This is a genomic window from Arthrobacter sp. TMS2-4 (assembly GCF_054511075.1).
In genome coordinates this window covers 98,847-119,596 of record NZ_JBTNDI010000006.1, presented here as the reverse complement: position 1 = coordinate 119,596, position 20,750 = coordinate 98,847, and the positions used below count along the sequence as shown (strand labels likewise).

At 69.3% G+C, this 20,750-nt stretch carries 17 protein-coding genes; 9 read left to right on the top strand and 8 right to left on the bottom strand.

Annotation, left to right across the window (positions count from 1 at the left end):
• Position 1 precedes the first annotated feature (1 nt).
• Together ACX80F_RS09935 and rhaI are read right to left on the bottom strand one after the other, a co-directional pair.
• Positions 2–2,011: a bifunctional aldolase/short-chain dehydrogenase gene (locus ACX80F_RS09935; protein WP_459336315.1), complete on the bottom strand. Its 2,010-nt coding sequence runs from the start codon at positions 2,009–2,011 to the stop codon at positions 2–4.
• Between the two features lie 83 nt (positions 2,012–2,094).
• Positions 2,095–3,261, bottom strand: coding sequence for an L-rhamnose isomerase (gene rhaI / locus ACX80F_RS09930; RefSeq protein WP_459336223.1), 1,167 nt, complete (start codon positions 3,259–3,261; stop codon positions 2,095–2,097).
• Positions 3,262–3,477: 216 nt separating this feature from the next.
• On the opposite strand from rhaI, the gene ACX80F_RS09925 reads away from it, so the two are divergent.
• From ACX80F_RS09925 to ACX80F_RS09890, 8 genes are all read left to right on the top strand, one after another.
• Positions 3,478–4,509: a LacI family DNA-binding transcriptional regulator gene (locus ACX80F_RS09925; RefSeq protein WP_459336222.1), complete on the top strand. Its 1,032-nt coding sequence runs from the start codon at positions 3,478–3,480 to the stop codon at positions 4,507–4,509.
• A gap of 123 nt (positions 4,510–4,632) precedes the next feature.
• Positions 4,633–6,186 (top strand): sugar ABC transporter ATP-binding protein, encoded by a 1,554-nt coding sequence (locus ACX80F_RS09920; protein WP_459336221.1) that lies wholly within the window; start codon positions 4,633–4,635, stop codon positions 6,184–6,186.
• Positions 6,183–7,226 (top strand): ABC transporter permease, encoded by a 1,044-nt coding sequence (locus ACX80F_RS09915; RefSeq protein WP_459336220.1) that lies wholly within the window; start codon positions 6,183–6,185, stop codon positions 7,224–7,226. The genes ACX80F_RS09920 and ACX80F_RS09915 overlap by 4 nt, the downstream gene beginning before the upstream one ends.
• Complete coding sequence (locus tag ACX80F_RS09910) at positions 7,219–8,415, top strand: ABC transporter permease (RefSeq protein ID WP_459336219.1); 1,197 nt, start codon at positions 7,219–7,221, stop codon at positions 8,413–8,415. Before ACX80F_RS09915 ends, ACX80F_RS09910 begins: the two co-directional genes overlap by 8 nt.
• Before the next feature lie 61 nt (positions 8,416–8,476).
• On the top strand, positions 8,477–9,538 hold the full coding sequence (gene rhaS, locus ACX80F_RS09905; protein WP_459336218.1) for a rhamnose ABC transporter substrate-binding protein: 1,062 nt from the start codon (positions 8,477–8,479) through the stop codon (positions 9,536–9,538).
• A gap of 77 nt (positions 9,539–9,615) precedes the next feature.
• Positions 9,616–11,085, top strand: a complete 1,470-nt coding sequence (locus tag ACX80F_RS09900; RefSeq protein ID WP_459336217.1) for an arabinose isomerase — start codon at positions 9,616–9,618, stop codon at positions 11,083–11,085.
• Positions 11,086–11,126: 41 nt separating this feature from the next.
• On the top strand, positions 11,127–11,453 hold the full coding sequence (locus ACX80F_RS09895; RefSeq protein WP_459336216.1) for an L-rhamnose mutarotase: 327 nt from the start codon (positions 11,127–11,129) through the stop codon (positions 11,451–11,453).
• Between the two features lie 202 nt (positions 11,454–11,655).
• Positions 11,656–13,296: a hypothetical protein gene (locus tag ACX80F_RS09890; protein ID WP_459336215.1), complete on the top strand. Its 1,641-nt coding sequence runs from the start codon at positions 11,656–11,658 to the stop codon at positions 13,294–13,296.
• Between the two features lie 148 nt (positions 13,297–13,444).
• Here the strand turns inward: ACX80F_RS09890 and ACX80F_RS09885 are convergent, their stop codons facing one another.
• Positions 13,445–14,461, bottom strand: a complete 1,017-nt coding sequence (locus ACX80F_RS09885; RefSeq protein WP_459336214.1) for a nitronate monooxygenase — start codon at positions 14,459–14,461, stop codon at positions 13,445–13,447.
• A 110-nt stretch (positions 14,462–14,571) separates the two neighbouring features.
• Between ACX80F_RS09885 and ACX80F_RS09880 the strand changes: the two genes are divergently transcribed.
• Positions 14,572–15,921 (top strand): DUF2254 domain-containing protein, encoded by a 1,350-nt coding sequence (locus ACX80F_RS09880; protein ID WP_459336213.1) that lies wholly within the window; start codon positions 14,572–14,574, stop codon positions 15,919–15,921.
• Between the two features lie 72 nt (positions 15,922–15,993).
• On the opposite strand, the gene ACX80F_RS09875 is transcribed toward ACX80F_RS09880, so the two are convergent.
• The 5 genes from ACX80F_RS09875 to hpaE all read right to left on the bottom strand — a co-directional run bounded on the left by ACX80F_RS09875 (position 15,994) and on the right by hpaE (position 20,744).
• On the bottom strand, positions 15,994–16,437 hold the full coding sequence (locus tag ACX80F_RS09875) for a hypothetical protein (protein WP_459336212.1): 444 nt from the start codon (positions 16,435–16,437) through the stop codon (positions 15,994–15,996).
• A gap of 65 nt (positions 16,438–16,502) precedes the next feature.
• Positions 16,503–17,306, bottom strand: coding sequence for an aldolase/citrate lyase family protein (locus ACX80F_RS09870; protein ID WP_459336211.1), 804 nt, complete (start codon positions 17,304–17,306; stop codon positions 16,503–16,505).
• Complete coding sequence (hpaH, locus tag ACX80F_RS09865) at positions 17,291–18,076, bottom strand: 2-oxo-hept-4-ene-1,7-dioate hydratase (RefSeq protein ID WP_459336210.1); 786 nt, start codon at positions 18,074–18,076, stop codon at positions 17,291–17,293. The genes ACX80F_RS09870 and hpaH overlap by 16 nt, the downstream gene beginning before the upstream one ends.
• A 26-nt stretch (positions 18,077–18,102) precedes the next feature.
• Positions 18,103–19,182 carry a 3,4-dihydroxyphenylacetate 2,3-dioxygenase gene (hpaD, locus tag ACX80F_RS09860; RefSeq protein WP_459336209.1) on the bottom strand — a complete coding sequence of 360 codons (1,080 nt, stop codon included), beginning with the start codon at positions 19,180–19,182 and terminating at the stop codon, positions 18,103–18,105.
• Between the two features lie 35 nt (positions 19,183–19,217).
• Positions 19,218–20,744 (bottom strand): 5-carboxymethyl-2-hydroxymuconate semialdehyde dehydrogenase, encoded by a 1,527-nt coding sequence (gene hpaE, locus ACX80F_RS09855; RefSeq protein WP_459336314.1) that lies wholly within the window; start codon positions 20,742–20,744, stop codon positions 19,218–19,220.
• Between the last annotated feature and the right edge of the window lie 6 nt (positions 20,745–20,750).

Here is a 20,750-nt window from a genome sequence, read left to right as displayed (position 1 = left end):
GTCAGCGCAGGAACGCGGCGGCGACGCCCGCGTCGACGGGGATGTGCAGTCCCGTGGTGTGCGAGAGCTCGGCGGAGGTCAGGACCGCCACGGCGTTCGCCACGTTCTCCGGCAGCACCTCGCGCTTGAGCAGGGTCCGCTGCGCGTAGTACTCGCCCAGCTTGTCCTCCTCCACGCCGTACACCGCAGCCCGTTTGGCACCCCAGCCGCCGGCGAAGATGCCGGAGCCGCGGACCACACCGTCGGGGTTGATGCCGTTGACGCGCACCCCGTAGCCCCCGAGCTCGGCGGCGAGGAGCCGGACCTGATGGGCCTGGTCCGCCTTCGTGGCGCTGTAGGCGATGTTGTTGGGGCCGGCGAACACGGAGTTCTTCGAGGAGATGTAGATGATGTCCCCGCCCATGTCCTGTTCGATGAGCACCTTCGCGGCGGCCTGTGACATGAGGAAGGACCCCTTCGCCATGACGTTGTGCTGCAGGTCCCAGTCCTTCTCGGTGGTCTCCAGGAGCGGCTTGGAGATGGACAGGCCCGCGTTGTTGACCACGAGGTCGAGTCCGCCGAAGGCCAGCACGGCCGCCTTCACGGCCTCCTGCACCTGGGCAGGGTCGGTGACGTCGGCCCGCACGCCGATGGCGACGTCGGGGCCACCGAGCTCCTCGGCGACCGTGCTCGCGCTCTCGATATTCAGGTCCGCGATGACCACGCAGGCGCCTTCGGCGGCAAGGCGCGTGGCGATGGCCTTGCCGATCCCCGACGCAGCACCTGTGACCAGGGCGATGCGTCCGGCGTGGGACTTGGGCTTCGGCATCCGCGCGAGCTTGGCCTCCTCGAGTGCCCAGTACTCGATGCGGAACTTCTCGCTCTCCTCGATGGGGGAGTAGGTCGAGATGGCCTCGGCACCGCGCATCACGTTGATCGCGTTCAGGTAGAACTCCCCGGCGACGCGGGCGGTCTGCTTGTTGGCTCCGAAGGAGAACATGCCGACGCCGGGCACCAGCACGATCGCGGGGTCCGCGCCGCGCATCGCAGGCGAATCGGCCGTGGCGTGGCGGTCGTAGTACGCGGCGTAGTCCGCCCGGTACTCGGCGTGCAGTTCCCGGAGGCGCAGCAGGCAGCTCTCCACGTCGGCATCCGCCGGGAGGTCGAGGATCAGCGGCTTGACCTTGGTGCGCAGGAAGTGGTCCGGGCAGCTCGTCCCGAGCGCACCGAGGCGGGGGTGGTTCGCCGACGCGAGGAAGTCCAGGACGCGGGGGTCGTCGGTGAAGTGGCCAACCTGCGCCCTGTCGGTGGAGGCGAGCCCGCGGATGGTCGGGGCCAGCGCTGCGGCCTTGGCCCGGCGCTCCTCCTCCGGCAGGGCCGCGTAGCCTTTAAGGGCGGGACCGAAGGGCTCGGCCCGGCCGTGCTCGGCGATGTAGCGTTCGGCGGTCTCGATGATCTCCAGCGAGTTGGCCTCGGCCTCCGCGGAGGTGTCGCCCCAGGCGGTGATACCGTGCCCACCGAGGATGGTGCCGATGGCCTGCGGGTTGGCCTCCTTGATGGCCGCGATGTCGAGTCCGAGCTGGAAGCCGGGCCGGCGCCAGGGCACCCACACGACCCTCGACCCGAAGATCGTGGAGGTCAGTGCCTCGCCGTCGGTCGCCGTCGCGATCGCGATGCCGGAGTCGGGGTGCAGATGGTCCACATGAGCGGCATCGACGAGCCCGTGCATGGCGGTATCGATGGACGGCGCGGCGCCGCCCTTGCCGTGCAGCGTGTAGTCGAAGGCCGCGACCATCTCGTCCTCGCGCTCCACCCCCGGGTACACGGAGCGCAGGGCCTGCATCCGGTCCAGGCGAAGCACGGCGAGCCCGGACTCCTTCAGCGTCCCGAGGTCACCGCCGGAGCCCTTGACCCAGAGGAGTTCGACGTCCTCGCCCGTGACCGGGTCGAAGCCCGTGCCCTTCGCCGAGGTGTTGCCGCCGGCGTAGTTCGTGTTGCGCTTGTCGGCGCCGAGCCGGTTGGAGCGTCCGATGAGGTCGCTGACTGTCGGGTTGACCGATGTGTCGGTCGGGCCGTTCGTGGAGGCCGATGCCTGCCCTGTCGTCGTCGTCACTGTCATGCTCCCCATCCGGCCTGCTGGCCGCCCTGCCGTTCGGCGTTGATCCGGTCCTGGTATCCACTGTCGCGGTACGCGTTCATCGGGTCCGCGGGGAGCCCCTTCGACTCGCGCCATGCCGCGAGGCCCGGCCGGACGTCCGTGTAGAAGGCATCCATCAGGATGGCGTTCGCGGCCAGGACGTCGCCGGACTCCTGCGCCGCGGTCAGTGCGGCACGGTCGATGAGCAGCGCGCGGGCCGTCATCTCCTGCACGTTCAGCACCGAGCGGATCTGCCCGGGGATCTTCTCCTCGAGGTTGTGGCACTGGTCGAGCATGAGCGCGATGCCGCTGGACGGGTCCAGGCCGCCTCCGCGGATCACCTCCGCCATGATGCGGAAGAGCTGGAACGGGTCCGCCGCCCCGACGATCAGGTCGTCGTCCGCGTAGAAACGGGAGTTGAAGTCGAAGGAGCCGAGCTTCCCGAGGCGGATCAGCTGCGCGACGATGAACTCGATGTTGGTCCCGGGCGCGTGGTGTCCGGTGTCGAGGCAGACCAGGGCCTTCTCGCCGAGCTGCAGGCAGTGGGCGTAGGAGGTACCCCAGTCGGGGACATCCGTGTGGTAGAACGCCGGCTCGAAGAACTTGTACTCCAGGACCAGGCGCTGGTCCTCGCCGAGGCGGTCGTAGACCTTCCGCAGGGAGTCCTGCAGCCAGTCCTGGCGGGATCGCATGTCCGCCTGCCCGGGATAGTTGGATCCGTCCGCGAGCCAGATCTTGAGATCCCGTGAGCCGGTGACGTTCATGACCTCGATGCACTCGTACATGTGATCGATCGCCTTGTTCCGCACCGCGGCGTCGCTGTGCGTGAGGCTGCCGAACTTGTAGTCGTCGTCCTGGAACGTGTTGCTGTTGATGGTGCCGAGCTTCACGCCGTGCTCTCCCGCGAAGGACGCCAGGTTCCCGTAGTCGTCCACCCGGTCCCACGGGATGTGGAGGGCGACGCTCGGGGCGAGGCCGGTCAGCTTGTTGACCATGCCGGCGTCCGCGATCTTCTCCTGGACCGTGCGGGGGGTCCCGGGGGTTGCGAAGACCTTGAACCGGGTTCCGGAATTGCCGTAGGCCCAGGACGGTACCTCGATGGCGAGCCGGTCCAACTCTGCTGCGATGTCGTCGATGACAGTCATGTACTTTCTCCAGCGTGCGGGCCGGGTACTTCTCCGGCGATGATCTTGGGATCGAGTGCCCGCGCGGAAGGGCTCGGGCACGGGAGTTGATAAGCCATGTAGTTGAATCGTTTCATTAGTACGTTTCAAAGTTATCCTTGCTGAAGACCGAGTGTCAATGGTCCTGTGGGCACCCCGTCTGCGGGACCAGACTCTCCGAGACGGCCCGGAGTCCCCATGAACAACCGACCAGTCAGCATCAAGGACGTCGCGGACAGGGCAGGAGTGGCGGTCGGGACGGTCTCGAACGTGCTCAACCATCCCTCACGCGTGTCGCCGGTGACCCGCGAGCGGGTGCAGGGCGCGATCGACGAGCTCGGTTTCGTCCGGAACGATGCTGCCCGGCAGTTGCGGGCGGGTCAGAGTCGCACCATCGGCCTGGTCGTGCTCGACGTGGCAAACCCCTTCTTCGCATCCCTCGCCCGTGCGGCGGAGGACTGCGCTGCCGAGAACGGGAGCACCGTCGTGCTCGGCGACAGCGGACAGGACGCCGAGCGCGAGGCCCGGTACATCGATGTCTTCGAGCAGCAGCGGGTGCAGGGCATGCTCATCTCGCCGGTCGGGGATGTGGGGCCACGCGTCGAGGCGCTGCGTCAGCGTGGCATGCCCGTGGTGCTGGTGGACCGCGTGGATCCGCAGCGGCGCTGCAGCTCGGTGTCCGTCGACGACGTCGCCGGCGGCTACATCGCCGTCCGGCACCTGCTCGAGGCGGGCCGGCGGCGGATCGCGTTCGTGGGGACCAGGGCCGACTACCGCCAGGTCGCCGATCGCCTGACCGGTGCCCGTCAGGCGATCGCCGAGCACGACGGCGCCGTGCTCGAGGTCCTCGAAGCCGAGGCCATGACGGTCCTGGCCGGCCGGGATGTCGGGGAGGGGATCGCCCGGCGCCGGCACGAGGAGCTGCCGGACGGCATCTTCTGCGCCAACGACCTCCTCGCGATCGGCGTCATGCAGGCGGTCCTGCTCATCCGCGGCCTCAGGATCCCCGAGGATCTCGCCCTCATCGGGTACGACGACATCGATTTCTCCGCCTCAACCGTGGTCCCGCTGACGAGCGTCCGCAAGCCGACCGAACTCATGGGACGCACCGCCGTCGAGCTGCTCCTCGAGGAGATCGAGGGGCCCGCCGCTCGCCGCCGCCAGGTGATCTTCGATCCCGAGCTCGTGGAGCGCCGCAGCACGCAGGCCCGGGTGCACGCTACCGGCTGACGGTTCGACCCCCGCCGCGCCGGGGTCACAGTCCGATCTCGGGCTGTTGACGGCCCTGTGGGTCGCGCCTACTATTCGAGGACATCGAATCTGAAACGATTCATTTCTTCTCGAGGAGTTGCAGTGACGCAACCTGATGGCCCTGGCAGTGCTGCCACGGACCCGTCCGCACCGGGGCGGACTCCCGTGCTGGCGCTTCGCGGGGCACTGAAGACCTTCGGCCCGGTCGTCGCGCTCGCCGACGGGACCATCGACCTGGCGGCCGGTGAGATCCACGCGCTGGTCGGCGAGAACGGCGCGGGGAAGTCCACGCTTGTGAAGATCCTGGCCGGGGTCCACCACCCGGATGCCGGAGATTTCCTCGTCGACGGGCAGCACGTCAGTTTCCGCAATGTCGCCGACAGCAAGGCCGCCGGAATCTCCGTCATCTACCAGGAGCCCACGCTCTTCCCCGACCTCACCGTCGCCGAGAACATCTTCATCGGGCGCCACCCGCGGGGCCGCTTCGGCCTCATCAGCCGGGTCGAGATGCGGCGACGCGCCCGTGAGCTCTTCAGCCAGCTGGGCGTCCCAATCGACCCCGACCGCGTGGCCGAAGGACTGTCCATCGCCGACCAGCAGATCATCGAGATCGCCAAGGCCATCTCCCTCGACGCGCGCATCCTCGTCATGGACGAGCCCACCGCGGCACTCAGCGGCGTCGAGGTGGACCGCCTGTTCGCCGTCGCCCGCCGGCTGCGGGACGCCGGCAGCGGCATCCTCTTCATCTCCCACCGCTTCGACGAGGTCTTCGGTTTGTGCGACCGCATCACGGTCATGCGGGACGGCGCCTACATCGCGACTCACGAGACGCGGTCGACGTCGGTCGAGGCCATCGTCCGGGAGATGGTGGGACGCGACATCGACGCACTGTTCCCGAAGACCGAGACGGAGCCGGGCGACGTCGTCCTGAAGGTCGAGGGGCTGACCCGGCCCGGTGTCTTCCACGACGTCGGCTTCGAGGTACGGGCGGGCGAGATCGTCGCACTGTCGGGCCTGGTGGGAGCCGGACGCACCGAGGTAGCGCGCGCCGTGTTCGGGATCGACCGCTACGAGTCGGGCTCCGTGGAGATGTTCGGGAGGCCCTTGCGGGGCAAGGACCCGCGAGCCGCCATCGACGCCGGGATCGGCTTCGTCCCGGAGGACCGCCGCAAGCAGGGGCTCGTCATGGATCTGTCGGTCGAGCGCAACACGGCCCTGACGCTCCGTCACTCCCTGGCGCGGTTCGGCATCATCAGCGGCCGCGCCGAGCGGGAGGCCGCCTCGACCTGGGGCAAGCGGCTGCAGGTGAAGGCCGGTTCCCCGGAACACGCCGTCTCCACCCTCTCCGGCGGCAACCAGCAGAAGGTCGTCCTCGCCAAGTGGCTGGCCACCGACCCGAAGCTCCTGATCGTCGACGAGCCGACGCGCGGCATCGACGTCGGCACCAAGGCCGAGGTGCACCGCCTGATCTCCGAACTGGCAGGACGAGGCATCGCGATCCTCATGATCTCGTCCGAGCTGCCCGAAGTGCTCGGCATGGCCGACCGCGTGTTGGTCATGCGGGAGGGCCGGATCACCGGCCGGCTCGACCGCGCGGACGCCACGGCTGAAACCGTCATGCACGCCGCCACCGCATCCGTGGGGTCCTCCCGATGAGCCTCGACAGCAGGAACGCGCCCCCACACCCGGCCGCCGGACACGAGAGGACCTCGGTCCTCGCCTCGCTCCTGAAGCTCCGCGAGCTCCCGGTGATCCTCGCCCTCGTGGTGCTCGTCGCCGTGACCGCCGCCCTGAATCCGTTGTTCCTCAGCGAGCAGGGCATCAAGGATCTGCTGCTGAATGCGACCATCCTGATGATCCTGGCTGTCGGTCAGACCCTCGTGATCATCACCCGGAACATCGACCTCTCCGTCGGGTCCATCCTCGGACTCGTCGCCTTCGGGACCGGCAGCCTGTTCGCCGCCGCGCCCGATCTGCCGATCGTCGTGGTCTTCGTCCTCGGGATGCTCCTCGGCGCGGCGCTCGGGGCGTTCAACGGTCTCCTCATCACCATCGCAAAGGTCCCGGCCCTCGTCATCACGCTCGGCACGCTCTACATCTATCGAGGCATCAACAACGCCTGGGCCGGTGGTACCCAGTACTTCGCCGGTGACCGGCCGCAGGCGTTCGGCGACCTGTCCGTGGACACCTTCCTCGGGTTCCCCCTCATCACGCTCATCGCGGTGGGCGTCGTCGCGATCGTCGCGGTCTACATGCTCGGCACCCGCCAGGGGCGCGACCTGTACGCCATAGGATCCGACCCCGACGCCGCCCACCTGTTCGGCATCCCCGTGACCCGCCGCGTCCTGCTCGCCTTCGTCGTGAACGGGCTGTTGGCCGGACTCGCCGGCGTCCTGTACGCCAGCCGCTTCAACTCGGTGGGAGCGACGACGGGAACGGGCCTGGAGCTCGACGTCGTCGCCGCCGCGGTGGTGGGCGGGGTGGCGATCTTCGGCGGCAGCGGCACCGTGCTCGGCGCCGCGATCGGGGCACTCCTCCTGACCACCATCACGAGCGCACTGACGGCGCTGCGCGTGGACAAGTTCTGGCAGCAGGCCATCGTCGGCGTCCTGATCCTCGCCGCCGTCGTCATCGACCGTATCGCCGGTGTCAGATCCGCCCGCAAACTCCGGATCGCGGAGGCTCGCAATGTCTGACCGCCTCGACGCCCAGCCCGGGTCCACACCCCGGACCGCCACCCCGCCCGAAGGGCACACGCCGGAGAACGGCACCGCAGCGAAAGGCAGGCGCATGTCCGCCCCAGGCACCAGGACCCCCGAGGACAAGCACCCGACGCCGGACCGTGCCTCCGAGCGGACGGCCGGCCCCTCGAAGGTGCTCGCCATCCCGAAGGGGCGCACCGGAGCCGCGCGGATCCTCCTCGGGCGCGACGCCGTCATGATCTACGTCCTCATCGTCGTCGTGCTGTTCGCGTGCCTCACGATCCCGCGGTTCGCCTCGCCTGTGACGGTAGGGTTCCTACTCCTCGACATCATCCCGACCCTCCTCATCGCGCTGCCGATGACACTCGTGATCATCTCCGGGGAGATCGACCTCTCGGTCGCCAGCATCGCCGGGCTGACCAGCGCCCTCATGGGCGTCCTCTGGCAGGGCGGCATGCCGATCGCGCTCGTCCTGGTGCTCTGCCTGCTCGCGGGACTCGTCGCGGGAGCCTTCAACGGGGTGCTCATCGCCTATCTCGGGCTGCCGTCCCTCGCGGTGACGATCGGGACCCTCGCACTCTTCCGAGGCCTCGCGCTCGTGGTGATCGGCGACAATGCGGTGGCGAACTTCCCGCCGGGGCTCACCTCCTTCTTCACCTCGAAGATCGGCGGCACCGGCATCCCCACGGTCATGATCGGCGTCGTCGTCCTCATCATCGCGTTCGCCGTCGTCCTGCATTTCACCCCCTTCGGTCGGGGGCTCTACGCCCTCGGGTACAGCAGGGACGCCGCAACATTCGTCGGCATCGACGTCGCCCGGTCCAAGTTCGTGCTGTACCTGGCCACCGGCACGGTGTCCGCGCTGGCCGGTATCTACTGGACGCTCCGCTACTCCAGCGCCCGGAGCGACAACGCGAGCGGTCTCGAACTCGCGGTGATCGCGGCGGTGCTGCTCGGCGGGGTCTCGATCTTCGGTGGCAAGGGGTCCATCCCCGGTGTCCTGGCCGGGGTGCTGCTGATCGGCACCATCAACTACGCGCTCAAACTGGACCGCGTCTCCGAGGTGGTCCTCATCATCGTCACGGGCTCCCTGCTCATCATCTCGGTGGTGGCGCCGAACATCGCCGCCGCCATCCGTGAGGCCCGCCACGCCAGGCGTGTCCGCACCGCACCACTTCCCTAGGCCGTCCCCCTGGGGTTGCACCCGGCGACTGGTTCCCAGCGCACATCGAAAGGAAGAAACAATGAGGTTCATCCATTCCGGATCCACGCGACGGCGGGTGGCCGTCGCGGCCCTCGCAACGAGCGCCGCGCTCGTGCTCAGTGCCTGCGGTGGCGACACCGGCTCCGACGCCGGCGGCGAGGGCGGCAGCGGGTCCGAAGGCGAGCAGACCATCACCTTCATCCCCAAGCAGCTCAACAATCCCTACACCGACGTGGTGCTGGGTGGCGGCGAAGACGGCGCCTCGGAGGCCGGCTTCGCGTCGTCCGAGGTGGTCGGCCCGCTCGATGCCAGCGCGTCGAGCCAGGTGTCCTTCATCAACGCCGAGACGCAGCGCGGCACCAACGTGATCGTGATTGCCGCCAACGATCCCGACGCCGTCGGCCCCGCCCTGGAGGAGGCCCGCTCGGCAGGCGCGAAGATCGTGGCCTTCGACTCCGACACCAACCCCGACTACCGCGACCTCTTCGTCAGCCAGGTGGATGCCAAGGAGGTTGCACTGATCCAGCTCGAGCTCATCTCCGAGCAGATCGGCGGCGCGGGCGAGATCGCGATCCTCTCCGCCACGGCCAACGCGACCAACCAGAACGAGTGGATCAAGTTCATGGAGGAGGAGCTGGCGTCCAATCCCGACTACGCGGACATCGAGCTCGTGGCCAAGGTCTACGGCGACGACGACGACACGAAGTCCTTCCAGGAGGCGCAGGGGCTCCTGCAGGCCTACCCCGATCTGAAGGGCATCATCTCGCCCACGACCGTCGGCATCGCAGCGACCGCCCGGTACCTCTCCACCTCCGAGTACAAGGGCGAGGTCGCGCTGACCGGCCTCGGCCTGCCGAACGAGATGCGGCCGTTCGTGAAGGACGGGACCGTCACCGAATTCGCTCTCTGGGATCCGGCGCAGCTCGGCTACGTCGCGGCATTCGCGGGCAAGGCCCTCGCGGACGGCGACATCACCGGGGAGGTCGGCGACACGTTCGAGGCCGGCGAGCTCGGCGAGCGCGAGGTCGGGGACGGCGGGATCGTGCTGGTCGGCCCGCCCACGCAGTTCAACGCGGACAACATCGACGACTACGACTTCTAGCCGCCGGGGCGGGCGGGGTGTCCACGAGGATGCCCCGCCCTCCCGTGCGATACCGACCCTCCAGCCGAGGAGTACCCATGACCACCGACAGCGCGGCCGGACCCGGCACGCCCCTCGCACTTCCGGGCGGTCTCGAGCCGATCCGCCGCCGTCCCACGCGCCTCGGGCTCGTCTCCGGTGGCCTCGGAGCGTACTGGCCCCAGTTCCCCGACCTCCTGCCGCAGTTGCAGGAATCGGTGCGGTACGTCACGTCCCGCTTCGAGGCGCTCGACGCCGACGTCACCGACGTCGGCTTCGTGTCCGACGCGCGGGAGGCGGCGGCCGCTGCCGAGGCGCTGCGCCGCATCGACTGCGACCTGATCGTCATCTTCCTCACCACCTACCTGACGTCGTCCATGGTGCTGCCGATCGCGCAGCGGTCACAGACCCCGGTCCTCGTGATCGACCTGCAGCCCACGGAAGCGATGGACCACGCGAATTTCGACACCGGCAAATGGCTCGCCTATTGCGGGCAGTGCCCTGTCCCCGAAGTCGCGAACGTATTCAAGCGCGCGGGCATCCCCTTCCGCTCGGTCTCCGGGTACCTGAAGCAGGAGTCCGCATGGGAGCGCATCGGCCGATGGGTCCACGCTGCGGGAGTGCGCGGCCGGCTCCGGCACGCGCGCCACGGCCTGATGGGCCACGTGTACCCGGGCATGCTGGACGTCTCCACCGATCTCACCACGGTCTCGACCACCTTCGGCTCCCACGTGGAGGTGATCGAGTTCGACGACCTACGCGAGGTCGTCGGCCAGGTGACGGAGAGCGAGGCCCGGGAGCGCGTGGATCTCGCACGCACGGTGTTCACCGTGCACGAATCCGTGAACGACGAGGACTTCACCTGGGGCGCGAAGGTCTCGGTGGGGCTTGACCGCCTCGTCGCCGAGTTCGACCTCGACTCGCTCGCCTACTACCACCGGGGGCTCGCAGGGGAGCAGCACGAACGCCTCGGGGCGGGCATGATCCTCGGGGCCTCCCTCCTCACGGCACGGGGGGTTCCCATGGCGGGAGAATACGAACTGCGGACCTCGATCGCGATGCTCGCGGCGCAGGCGATGAATGCAGGCGGGTCCTTCACGGAGATCCAGGCGCTGAACTTCTTCGACGGTGTCGTCGAGATGGGGCACGACGGCCCTGCGCACCTCGCGGTCAGCGCTGCCCGGCCACTGCTGCGCGGACTCGGCGTCTACCACGGCAAACGGGGGTGGGGGGTGTCGGTGGAGTTCGATGTCCGTCAGGGACCCGTGACGACCTTCGGTATCGGGCAGGACCCGGACGGCTCCTACGTCTTCATCACCTCCGAAGGCGTCGTCGCACCGGGCCCACTGCTGGCGATCGGGAACACGACGTCGCGCGTCGACTTCGGAGGAGATCCCGGGCTCTGGGTCGACGAGTGGAGCCAGACCGGCGTCGGCCACCACTGGGCTCTGTGTGTGGGCCATCGCGCCGCTGACGTCGGCGCCGCCGCATCACTGCTCGGCATCGAGCACCGCCACGTGGCGCTCTAGTCCATCCCACCCCTGCAAACCATCATGACGAACGGAGACCCATGGAGCGCGTCTGCTTCCAGCTGCAGGTCCGGCCTGAGCGCATCCCCGAGTACCGGCAGCGCCACGCGGCGATCTGGCCGGATATGGCCCGCGCGCTGAAGGACACCGGGTGGAACAACTACTCCCTGTTCCTGCGTGCGGACGGCCTGCTGGTCGGGTACGTGGAGTGCGAGGACTTCGCCGCCTCGCAGGCCGCCATGGCCGCGACGGAGGTCAATGCGCGCTGGCAGGCGGAGATGGCCCCCTTCTTCGTGGCTCTCGAGGGCCGCCCGGACGAGGGATTCCTGCGACTCGACGAGGTCTTCCACCTGGAGGACCAGCTGTAGGAGCCGGTCGAAGGCTTCGTTGCCCAGGCGGCAGGGATAGGGTCAAGGAAGTCCTCCGACGAAAGCAGACATGATCCTCCGCCGTATCCCACGCAGCAGTGCCGCCCTAGCGATCGGGGTACTGCTCGTCCTGACCGGGTGCACATCGAGTACCACACCGACGCCCACCGTTGCCGAGTCGCCGACGGCAACCGTTCCCTCGGTGAGCCTCGCAGCCCCCGATGCCGGCATGCGGCAGGTCCTGGCGGGCAGTGAACCGGAGGCATCCATCGCCATGAGCGCCGCGCTGTTCGCCGCCAGTCCTGCTGCGGTGGTGTTCGTCCGCCAGGCGGAGGCCGGACTGGACACCACGGACGCCGACCTGGTCGTGGCCTCGAGTGCCGCAGTGGGTCTGAAGATCCCCCTGCTCGTCGTCGGGCCGGGCGGATCGAACAGCTCGGAGGTCGGCGCCGAGCTCGACAGGCTCGGGGTGGAAACGGTCGTCGGCTACGGTGATCCGACAGCGGACTGGGCCTCCCTGACGGGGACGCGGGCCCTCGTGGCCGGCCCCACCGGAACGGCCGACTTCGACGCCGTCCTCGGTCTTCCGGTCACGCCCAGCGCTGTCCCTGAGGGTGACGTCGTCGCCTCGGTCAGCGGGCTGGGCGCCGACGAGGGGCGACTGCTCACGCTGGAATCCGCCCGGACACCAGCACCTGCCCCGTCGGACCCGGGGTCGCCGGCGACTCCCGGTCCCGTGGCCACGACCGCCCCCGGCTCGGCACTGGTCGACACCGAGACGGCAGCAGAAATCCCGCGCTTCACGCCCGCCGGACGCTCGCTCGATGCGCTGGTGCTGGCAACGGCAGCCTCGGCCCTGGCTCCCCTCGCGACAGCCCGGGCTGCCGGAGTCGACGTCGAACTCGTCGCGGACCCGGACCCACGCTCCACCGGCAAGGCGGTCGATGCCATCCGCGGGCACGCCGACGGTCCCGTGCTGGCGGTCGGTGCTCCGTTCGGCACGGAGGAGGTCTTCGCGCAACGGGTCCAGGTCGCGGCCACCGCCCCGCAGTTGCCGGGCGGTGGGCAGACCGTCTTTCCCGGCCGCCGGATGGTGGCCTTGTACGGGCACCCCAGCGGACCGTCCCTCGGAGCGCTCGGTGAACAGGGAATCGATGAGACGATCGCCCGGGTCAAGGACCTGGCCGCCGAGTACCAGCCGTTCAGCGACGAGCCCGTCATACCGGCGCTCGACCTGATTGCCACGATTGCCAGCGCGGAACCCGGTGCCGACGGCGACTATTCGAGCGAGACCCCCGTCGAAGTCCTCCGGCCCTGGATCGACGCCGCGGAGGAACAGGGCGTGTACGTGATCCTGGACCTGCAGTCCGGGCGATCCGACTTCCTGGCACAGGCCAGGCGGTACGAGGAACTTCTCGCCCGACCGACCGTCGGCCTCGCCCTCGATCCCGAGTGGCGGCTCGCCCCCGGCCAGGTTCCGCTCCAGCAGATCGGGACGGTCGACGCCGCGGAGATCAACGCCACCACGGCCTGGCTGGCGGATCTCACCCGGGACCGGGTTCTGCCCCAGAAGCTGGTCATGGTCCACCAGTTCCGTATCGACATGATCAGCGACCGCACCACGCTCGATACCTCGCGGAGCGAACTGGCGGTGACCCTGCACGCCGACGGTCATGGAACCCCAGGGCAGAAACTCGACACCTGGTCCGCCCTGCAGGGGCTATCTCCTGCGGGGACGTGGCCGTCGTGGAAGAACTTCTACGACGAGGACCAGCCGATGCTGACGCCGGAGCAGACGTACTCGCTCGTCGATCCGAAACCGTGGCTGGTCACCTACCAGTAGACGGCCGTGACTCCCGAACGGCCTGCATCAGCAGGGCGTCGAGGGCCTGGCCGAAGTCCGGGGACCGCATGTAGCCGGCGTAGGCCCGCCCTGAAGGCATCGTTCAGCGCAGGGCCGGTCGACCAGCGCGTCCCGCCCACGGCGACCGTCAGGGGGCGAGCGCGGCGACGATCTCGGCTGCGGGGCCTCTCCGCGTGTGGCGGTACCCGGTCCCGGCCCACAGGTGAAGGGCCTGCGCATCGTTCCGCGCCGCTGCGGCTGCACGCAGGGGAGCGGTCAGGTGATGGATGTGCGGGTAGGCGCGGGGAGCGGTCGGGTGGTCGGCGATGAACCGATTGCTCAGGCTCCGCGCCGGTCGCCCCGTGAACGCGCGCGTCACCGACGTTCCGGTGAACTGCGGATCCTGCAGCGCCGAGCGGTGCGGAGGGGTCGTTCCTGCCTCGTCGGCCAGCAACAGCGCGGTCCCGAGGAGGACGGCGGTTGCCCCGGCCTCGAGAGTTTCTCCGGCGAGGTCGCGTGTAGTGATGCCGCCACCGGCTATCAGCGGCAGGTCGCTCGTTCCCCGAAGGGTGGCGAGGAGCTCCGGAAGTGGGGACGTGCCGGGTTCGGCCGCAGGATCGAAGGTGGCACGGTGTCCGCCTGCGCCAGGTCCCTGCACCACGAGGACTCGCGCCCCGTTGCCGGCAGCCGTGCGCGCTTCAGCACTGTCTGTGACGGTCACCGCGGTGAGGATCCCCAGCCCGTCGAGTTCGCCGAGGACGGCGGTGGCCGGGCAGCCGAACGTGAAGGAGACCATGTCCGGTCTCTCCGCCCGCACGACGTCGAGCTTGGCCTCCCACGCATCGTCGTCCCAGCGGGGCCGTCCGAGGGCGATCCCGTGCCGGTCGGCCTCCACCTGGAGCTCCTGTCGGTATGTCTCGAGCTCGTCCTCGTCGACGTCGGCCGCAGACACCACGAAGAGGTTCACCCCCAGTGGGCCGCCCGTGAGGCTCCGCGCGGCACGGATCTGCCCGGCGAGCTGGTCCGGCGACGTGTACCCGCCGGCAAGGAAACCCAGTCCGCCGGCGTTGGTCACCGCTGCAGCCAGCCCGGGTGTGGACGGGCCACCGGCCATGGGCGCTCCGATGATCGGACGGCGCAAGGACGATAGATCAGCAGCAAGCACTGGAACTCCCGGGGTAGGTGCGAGGAAGAGAGCGGCGGGGCGCCCTTGCGCCACGGACACCCCGGTACCGGAAGCCTACGGCAGCTCCCGGATAGGCCAGACTGGGCAGCATGGATATGAGCAAAGAGTCCGTGCGTGAGTCGCTGCGGGTCCAGTTGTGGCCCGTCCCACTGGTCGCTGTCACCGTTGCGCTGATTTTGGGGCAGGCCCTTCCCTACGCCGACCGTCAGTTCGACGACGGGATGCCGTCCATGGTGGCCGGAATCCTGTTCGGCGGTGGACCGGAAGCAGCGCGGTCGCTGCTGGAAGCCATCGCCGGGTCGACCATCACGGTGACGGCGCTGACCTTCTCCCTGACGGTCGTCACGCTGCAGCTCGCGAGCAGCCAGTTCTCACCACGCCTCCTGCGCACGTTCACGCGGGACCGCTTCGTCCACAACACCCTCGCCCTGTTCCTTGCGACCTTCGTCTTCGCCCTCACCGTGCTGCGCAGCATCCGGGTGGAAAGCAGCGCCGGGCCCGCATTCGTTCCCGAGATCGCCGTGACCACCGCCTTCGCGCTGACCATCAGCAGCGTCGTCGGCCTGGTCCTCTTCCTGGCCTACCTGGCCCGGCAGATCCGCGTGGAGACCATGCTGCGCGATGTCCATGGGGAGACCGACGAGACCCTGGACCGGGTCTTCCCCGAGCACGACTCACGAAGGCCGAGCGTCCCAGCGCCGGGAGGCCGGCCCCACGTGGTCCGCGCACCGTCCTCCGGCTTCCTCACCCGCATCGACACCAAGGCCCTCGTGGCGGCTGCAGGGCGACTCGACGCCTTCGTGTCCATCGATGCAGCACCCGGAGCATCACTCGTCGCCGGCATACCGGTCGCTCGCGTATGGAGTGCGCAGGAGGCTCCGCTCGACGGCGACCGGCTGGCTGAGCTGACCGACGCGGTGTCCCGGTCCCTGAAGACCGATTTCGAGCGCACCTCCACGCAGGATCCCTCATTCGGGCTGCAACAGCTCCTCGATGTCACCGACAAGGCACTCTCACCCGGCGTCAACGACCCCACGACCGCCGTCCACGCACTCAGTCACATCTCCGCGGTGCTGTGCTCCCTCACCCGGCGGACGACCGGACCCATCACGCTCTACGACTCGAACGATCGAGCCAGAGCGAACGTGACCCTGCCCTCCTTCGCCCAGCTCCTCGATCTCGTCATGGACCAACTCATCACCTACGCCTTCGCGGACCCTCGAACAGCGGGTCGGAGCATCACCATGCTGTCCGAGGTCGTGATCAGCGCATCCCAGGCCGGAACCCTCACGGCCCACGCTCCGGCCCTTCACCGACACCTGGCACGCGTACGGACAGCGGTCGACGACTCGACGCTCGACGTGGTGATCCGCACCCACCTCGCCTCACAGCTGACCGACGTCGAACAGCTGGCCGACGGCGACCAACAGGACCGGTAGCTGCGCGCCTGACGGGATGCGCGGCGACGGCCGTCGTCGGCGGAACCGAGGCCGACGGTGAAGAATCCAGCGTCAGCGGAGGAGGCGGACGCCGGGCCGCGGGGCTGCGGGACGCGTCCGGGATCCGCGGGCCACGCGTAGCAGGGTGATGGCGAGCGTTCCCGCCACCGGCGTCCACACAAGCAGTTCGACCCGGGACCTCGACGCGAGGTTCAGCATCGTGCCGAGCATCATCAGTCCGGACGCCGCCGTGAGGATCCGCCGCCGCGCCGTCGGGCCGGGACCGCGGCCGAGGGTGACCGCGACGAGCGCGGCGTAGACCAGCGCGGACACGGCGCTCGACGCCCGGTACCTCACCGGCAGCACGCCCCGGTGGGCGCCCCCGTAGGCGGCTTCTCCCCAGGGAGCGCCGGCCGCGAGCGCCACCTGGAAACCCCCGACGACGACGAGGAGGAGGGCGGCGAGGCCGGTGGACGCCCGGTGCGGGGCCGAAGCGGGGAGGATCGCTCGAGTCATGCCCGGAGCCTAGCCGCCCACCGCCGGGGTAGGAACAGTGCTCCGACGAGGACCGGGCAGGGACGTCAGTAGCTGGCGCCCGGACCGTCGTCGGACGCCGGGATGAACGCCGCGGCGAGAGCCTCGGACCCGCGGGCGAGCAGAGCGACATCGGCCCCGACCAGGACGAACCCTGCTCCACCGTCCAGGTACCGCCGGGCCACCGACGGCGTGAACGCGTTGACGCCCGCCGGTTTCCCGGCTCTCCCGGCAGCTGCGAGGCACTGCTCGACGGCGGCCACCACGTCGGGGTGCTCCTGCTGGCCGAGGAGTCCCAGGGACGCCGCGAGGTCGGACGGGCCGACGAAGACGGCGTCGACGCCGTCGACCGCGAGGATGTCCGCCACGGCGTCGACGGCGGCCGCCGATTCGATCTGCACGGTGACGCTGATCGTCGACGACGCCTGCGCCAGGTACCCGGGCACCCGGTTCCAGCGGGCGGCCCGCGCGAGTGCCGAGCCGACGCCGCGCACGCCCTCGGGCGGATACCGGGTCGCGGCGACGGCGGCCTTCGCGTCCGCGACGGAATGCACCATCGGGATCAGCAGGTTCTGCACGCCCAGGTCCAGGTACTGCTTGATGAGGACTGTGTCGTTGACGGGCGGCCGGACGAGGGTGTGCACGGGGTACCCGTGGACGGCCTGCAGCTGGGCGAGGATCGACTCGAGCCCGTTCGGGCTGTGCTCGGCGTCCACGAGCAGCCAGTCCAGGCCCGCCCCGGCGCAGATCTCGGCGACGAGCGGGCTGCCCGAGCACACCCACATGCCTGCGAGCGGGCGATCGGCCGCGGCCAGCGCCGCGCGGAAGGAATCTCCTAGTGGAAGCGGCATGTGACGGCCCCCAGCGGTCCGTAGTCGGCGTGGACGGTGTCGCCCCGGTCCACCCAGAGCGGACGGGTGAAGGACCCGGCGAGGATGATGTCCCCGGCGTGCAGCCCGTCCCCGTGCGCGGCGATCTTGTTCGCGAGCCAGTGCACGCCCGCGGCCGGGTGGTCGAGGACGCCCGCGGCCACGCCGGTCTCCTCGACCACCTGGTTCTTGTAGAGGATGGCGGACACCCACCGGAGGTCGACGGCGTCGGGCCTCACCGGACGGCCGCCGACCACCATGGCGCCCATCGCCGCGTTGTCGGAGATGGTGTCCACGATGGTGCGCCCCTCCATCTCGATGCGCGAGTCGAGGATCTCCAGAGCCGGCACCACGTAATCGGTGGCATTGAGGACGTCGAAGATCGTGCAGCCCGGACCGGAGAGGTCGTGCTTGAGGACGAACGCGAGTTCCACCTCGACGCGTGGGCGGGTGTAGGCGTCCCACGCTACCGAGCAGCCCGTCTCGAACACCATGTCGTCGAAGATCGCGCCGTAGTCCGGTTCCGTGATGCTCGTCGCGGCCTGCATCGCACGGGACGTGAGCCCGATCTTCCGCCCCACGAGCGTGCGGCCGGCGTCCTCGTTCCGTTGTCGCCACAGCCGCTGCACCGCGTAGGAGTCCTCGACGGTCATGCCCGGGTATCGGGCCGTCAGCAGCGGCACGGGGGTCCGCGTCCGGGCGGCGTCGAGGAGCTCGTCGGCGATCTGGCTGATGGTCTGCGGATCAAGCATCGGGGTCCTTCGGGAGGCGGGCGGGGTCAGAGCTGGGTGCCGAGCTTGAAGCCCTCGACGCCGTCGTCGTCCTGTCTGCGGGTGTAGGAGAAGCCGTCGGCGCCGACGGTGACGGCCATCTCGCTGCGCTCGTCCCGTTCGACGACGGGCTGCGGGTTGCCGTCCAGATCCAGCACGAGGGACGCCTCCGAGTACCAGGACGGGACGACGGGATTGCCCCACCAGTCGCGGCGCTGGTTGTCGTGGACGTCCCAGGTGATGGTGGGGTTGTCCGGATCGCCCGTGTAGTAGTCCTGGCAGTAGATCTCCACGCGGTGGCCGTCCGGGTCGAGGATGTAGAGGTAGAAGGCGTTGGAGACGCCGTGCCGCCCGGGCCCCCGCTCGATGCGGTCGCTGATCCGCAGGGCACCCATCTTGTCGCAGATCTGGATGATGTTGTGCTTCTCGTGGGTCGCGAACGCCACGTGGTGCATGCGCGGGCCGTTACCCCCGGTCAGCGCCGTGTCGTGCACGGTCTGCTTGCGGTGCATCCAGACGGCGTAGGTGACGCCGTCGGAATCCTGGATGTCCTCGGAGACACGGAAGCCGAGGTCCTCGAGGTACACACGTCCCCGCGGCACGTCGGGGGTGACCTGGTTGAAGTGGTCCAGGCGGACCAGTTCGCCGGCGGAATACAGGTCGTAGCGCTGGGTGAGGCGCTCCACGTGCTGGACGTCGTAGAAGAACTCGTACGGGAAGCCGAGGGGGTCCTCGACGCGCAGGGAGTCGCCGACGCCCTTCGTGAACCCGTCCCGCCGGCGCTCGGTCCGGCAGCCGAGTTCCTTGTAGTACGCCTCGGCGGCGTCCACCTCGGCGGGTGACTTCACCCGGTAGGCGAACGCGGCGACGGCAGCGATGGGACCGCGCCGCAGCACCAGGTTGTGGTGGATGAACTCCTCGAGGGAGCGCAGGTAGATCGCGTCCTCGTCCTCCTCCGTGACGTGCAGGCCGAGGACGTCGACGTAGAACTCCCGCGAACGGGCGAGATCGGTGACGACGATCTCCATGTAGGCGCAGCGGACGATGTCCGGGGCAGGGGCCGAGGGGGTGGGAATGGGGGTGGTCATGGGATTCTCTCTTCGTCGAGCGAACTGAGGAAGGCTCAGCCTTCGGTGGCGGCCGCGTCCGGGACGCTGCCGAACTTCGGGGTGTGGACGGTGCCGAGGGTGATGTGCACGGCCTGCTGGTCCGTGTAGAAGTCGATGGACCGGTAGCCGCCCTCGTGGCCCAGCCCGGAGGCCTTGACCCCGCCGAAGGGGGTGCGCAGGTCGCGGACGTTGTGGCTGTTGAGCCAGACCATCCCCGCCTCGACGTCCTGCGCGAACGTGTGGGCGCGGGTGAGGTCCTTCGTCCATACGTAGGCCGCGAGCCCGTACCGCGTGTTGTTGGCGAGCGTCAGTGCCTCGGCGTCGTCCTCGAACGGGGTGATGGCGACGACGGGTCCGAAAATCTCCTCCTGAAAGATCCGCGCGTCGGGGGAGACGTCGGCGAAGACTGTCGGCGCGATGTAGTTGCCCTCGGGAAGATGGTCGGGTCGGCCGCCGCCGGCGAGGAGGCGGCCCTCCGTCTTGCCGATCTCCACGTAGGAGGCCACCTTGGCGTAGTGCTCGGGGTGCACGAGCGCCCCGACCTCCGTCCGCGGGTCGTGCGGATCGCCGACGACGATGGTCTTCGCCCGCGCCGCGTACTTCTCGCAGAACTCCTCGTAGACGGGGCGCTCGACGAGGATGCGGGAGCCGGCGGTGCAGCGCTCGCCGTTGAGGGAGAACACCCCGAAGAGGGCCGAGTCGATGGCGGCGTCGAGGTCGGCGTCGGCGAAGACGATGCAGGGGGACTTCCCGCCGAGCTCCATCGAGAGCCCCTTGAGGTGCGCCGCGGCGTTCCGGAAGATCGTCTGGCCCGTGGTGGTCTCCCCGGTGAAGGAGATCAACGGTACGTCGGGGTGTTTGACGAGGGCGTCCCCGGCCTCCTCGCCCAGGCCGTTGACGAGGTTGAAGACGCCGTCGGGCAGTCCCGCGTCCTTGAAGATCTGCGCCCACAGGGACGCGGAGAGGGGCGTGAACTCGGCGGGCTTGAGGACCACCGTGTTGCCCGTGGCCAGCGCCGGCGCGAGCTTCCACGACTCGAGCATGAACGGCGTGTTCCAGGGTGTGATGAGCCCGGCGACGCCGATCGGTTTCCGGTTCACGTAGTTGATCTGCGAGCCGGGGACCTTCATGGCGTCGTCGAACTGGGCCACGATCAGGTCCGCGAAGAAGCGGAAGTTCTCGGCCGCGCGCAGGGCCTGGCCCTTCGCCTGGGTGATGGGCAGGCCGGTGTCGAACGTCTCGAGCTCGGCGAGCCGGGCCTCCTGCGCTTCGACGGCGTCGGCGATCCGGTTCAGCACGCGGGCGCGCTCGCGGGGCTTCATCCGCGGCCATGGTCCATCGGTGAACGCCTCCCGCGCGGCGGCGACGGCGCGGTCGACGTCCTCCTGCTGGCCCGCCGCCGCGGTGGCGTAGGTGGTGTTGGACACCGGGTCCAGGACGTCGAACGTCGCCCCGCCCACGGAGTCGACGAACTCGCCGCCGATGTAGTGCTGGAGGGAGGAGGGCAGGCCCTCCGGGATGTGCTGCGCGGTGGCTGCCATGGCTGC

Bases quoted from the DNA above. Each gene is read 5' to 3' on its own strand.
- rhaI (WP_459336223.1), bottom strand. From the start codon at position 3,261: ATGACTGTCATCGACGACATCGCAGCAGAGTTGGACCGGCTCGCCATC.
- ACX80F_RS09925 (WP_459336222.1), top strand. From the start codon at position 3,478: ATGAACAACCGACCAGTCAGCATCAAGGACGTCGCGGACAGGGCAGGA.
- ACX80F_RS09915 (WP_459336220.1), top strand. From the start codon at position 6,183: ATGAGCCTCGACAGCAGGAACGCGCCCCCACACCCGGCCGCCGGACAC.
- ACX80F_RS09910 (WP_459336219.1), top strand. From the start codon at position 7,219: ATGTCTGACCGCCTCGACGCCCAGCCCGGGTCCACACCCCGGACCGCC.
- rhaS (WP_459336218.1), top strand. From the start codon at position 8,477: ATGAGGTTCATCCATTCCGGATCCACGCGACGGCGGGTGGCCGTCGCG.
- ACX80F_RS09900 (WP_459336217.1), top strand. From the start codon at position 9,616: ATGACCACCGACAGCGCGGCCGGACCCGGCACGCCCCTCGCACTTCCG.
- ACX80F_RS09895 (WP_459336216.1), top strand. From the start codon at position 11,127: ATGGAGCGCGTCTGCTTCCAGCTGCAGGTCCGGCCTGAGCGCATCCCC.
- ACX80F_RS09880 (WP_459336213.1), top strand. From the start codon at position 14,572: ATGGATATGAGCAAAGAGTCCGTGCGTGAGTCGCTGCGGGTCCAGTTG.
- ACX80F_RS09875 (WP_459336212.1), bottom strand. From the start codon at position 16,437: ATGACTCGAGCGATCCTCCCCGCTTCGGCCCCGCACCGGGCGTCCACC.
- ACX80F_RS09870 (WP_459336211.1), bottom strand. From the start codon at position 17,306: ATGCCGCTTCCACTAGGAGATTCCTTCCGCGCGGCGCTGGCCGCGGCC.
- hpaH (WP_459336210.1), bottom strand. From the start codon at position 18,076: ATGCTTGATCCGCAGACCATCAGCCAGATCGCCGACGAGCTCCTCGAC.
- hpaD (WP_459336209.1), bottom strand. From the start codon at position 19,182: ATGACCACCCCCATTCCCACCCCCTCGGCCCCTGCCCCGGACATCGTC.
- hpaE (WP_459336314.1), bottom strand. From the start codon at position 20,744: ATGGCAGCCACCGCGCAGCACATCCCGGAGGGCCTGCCCTCCTCCCTC.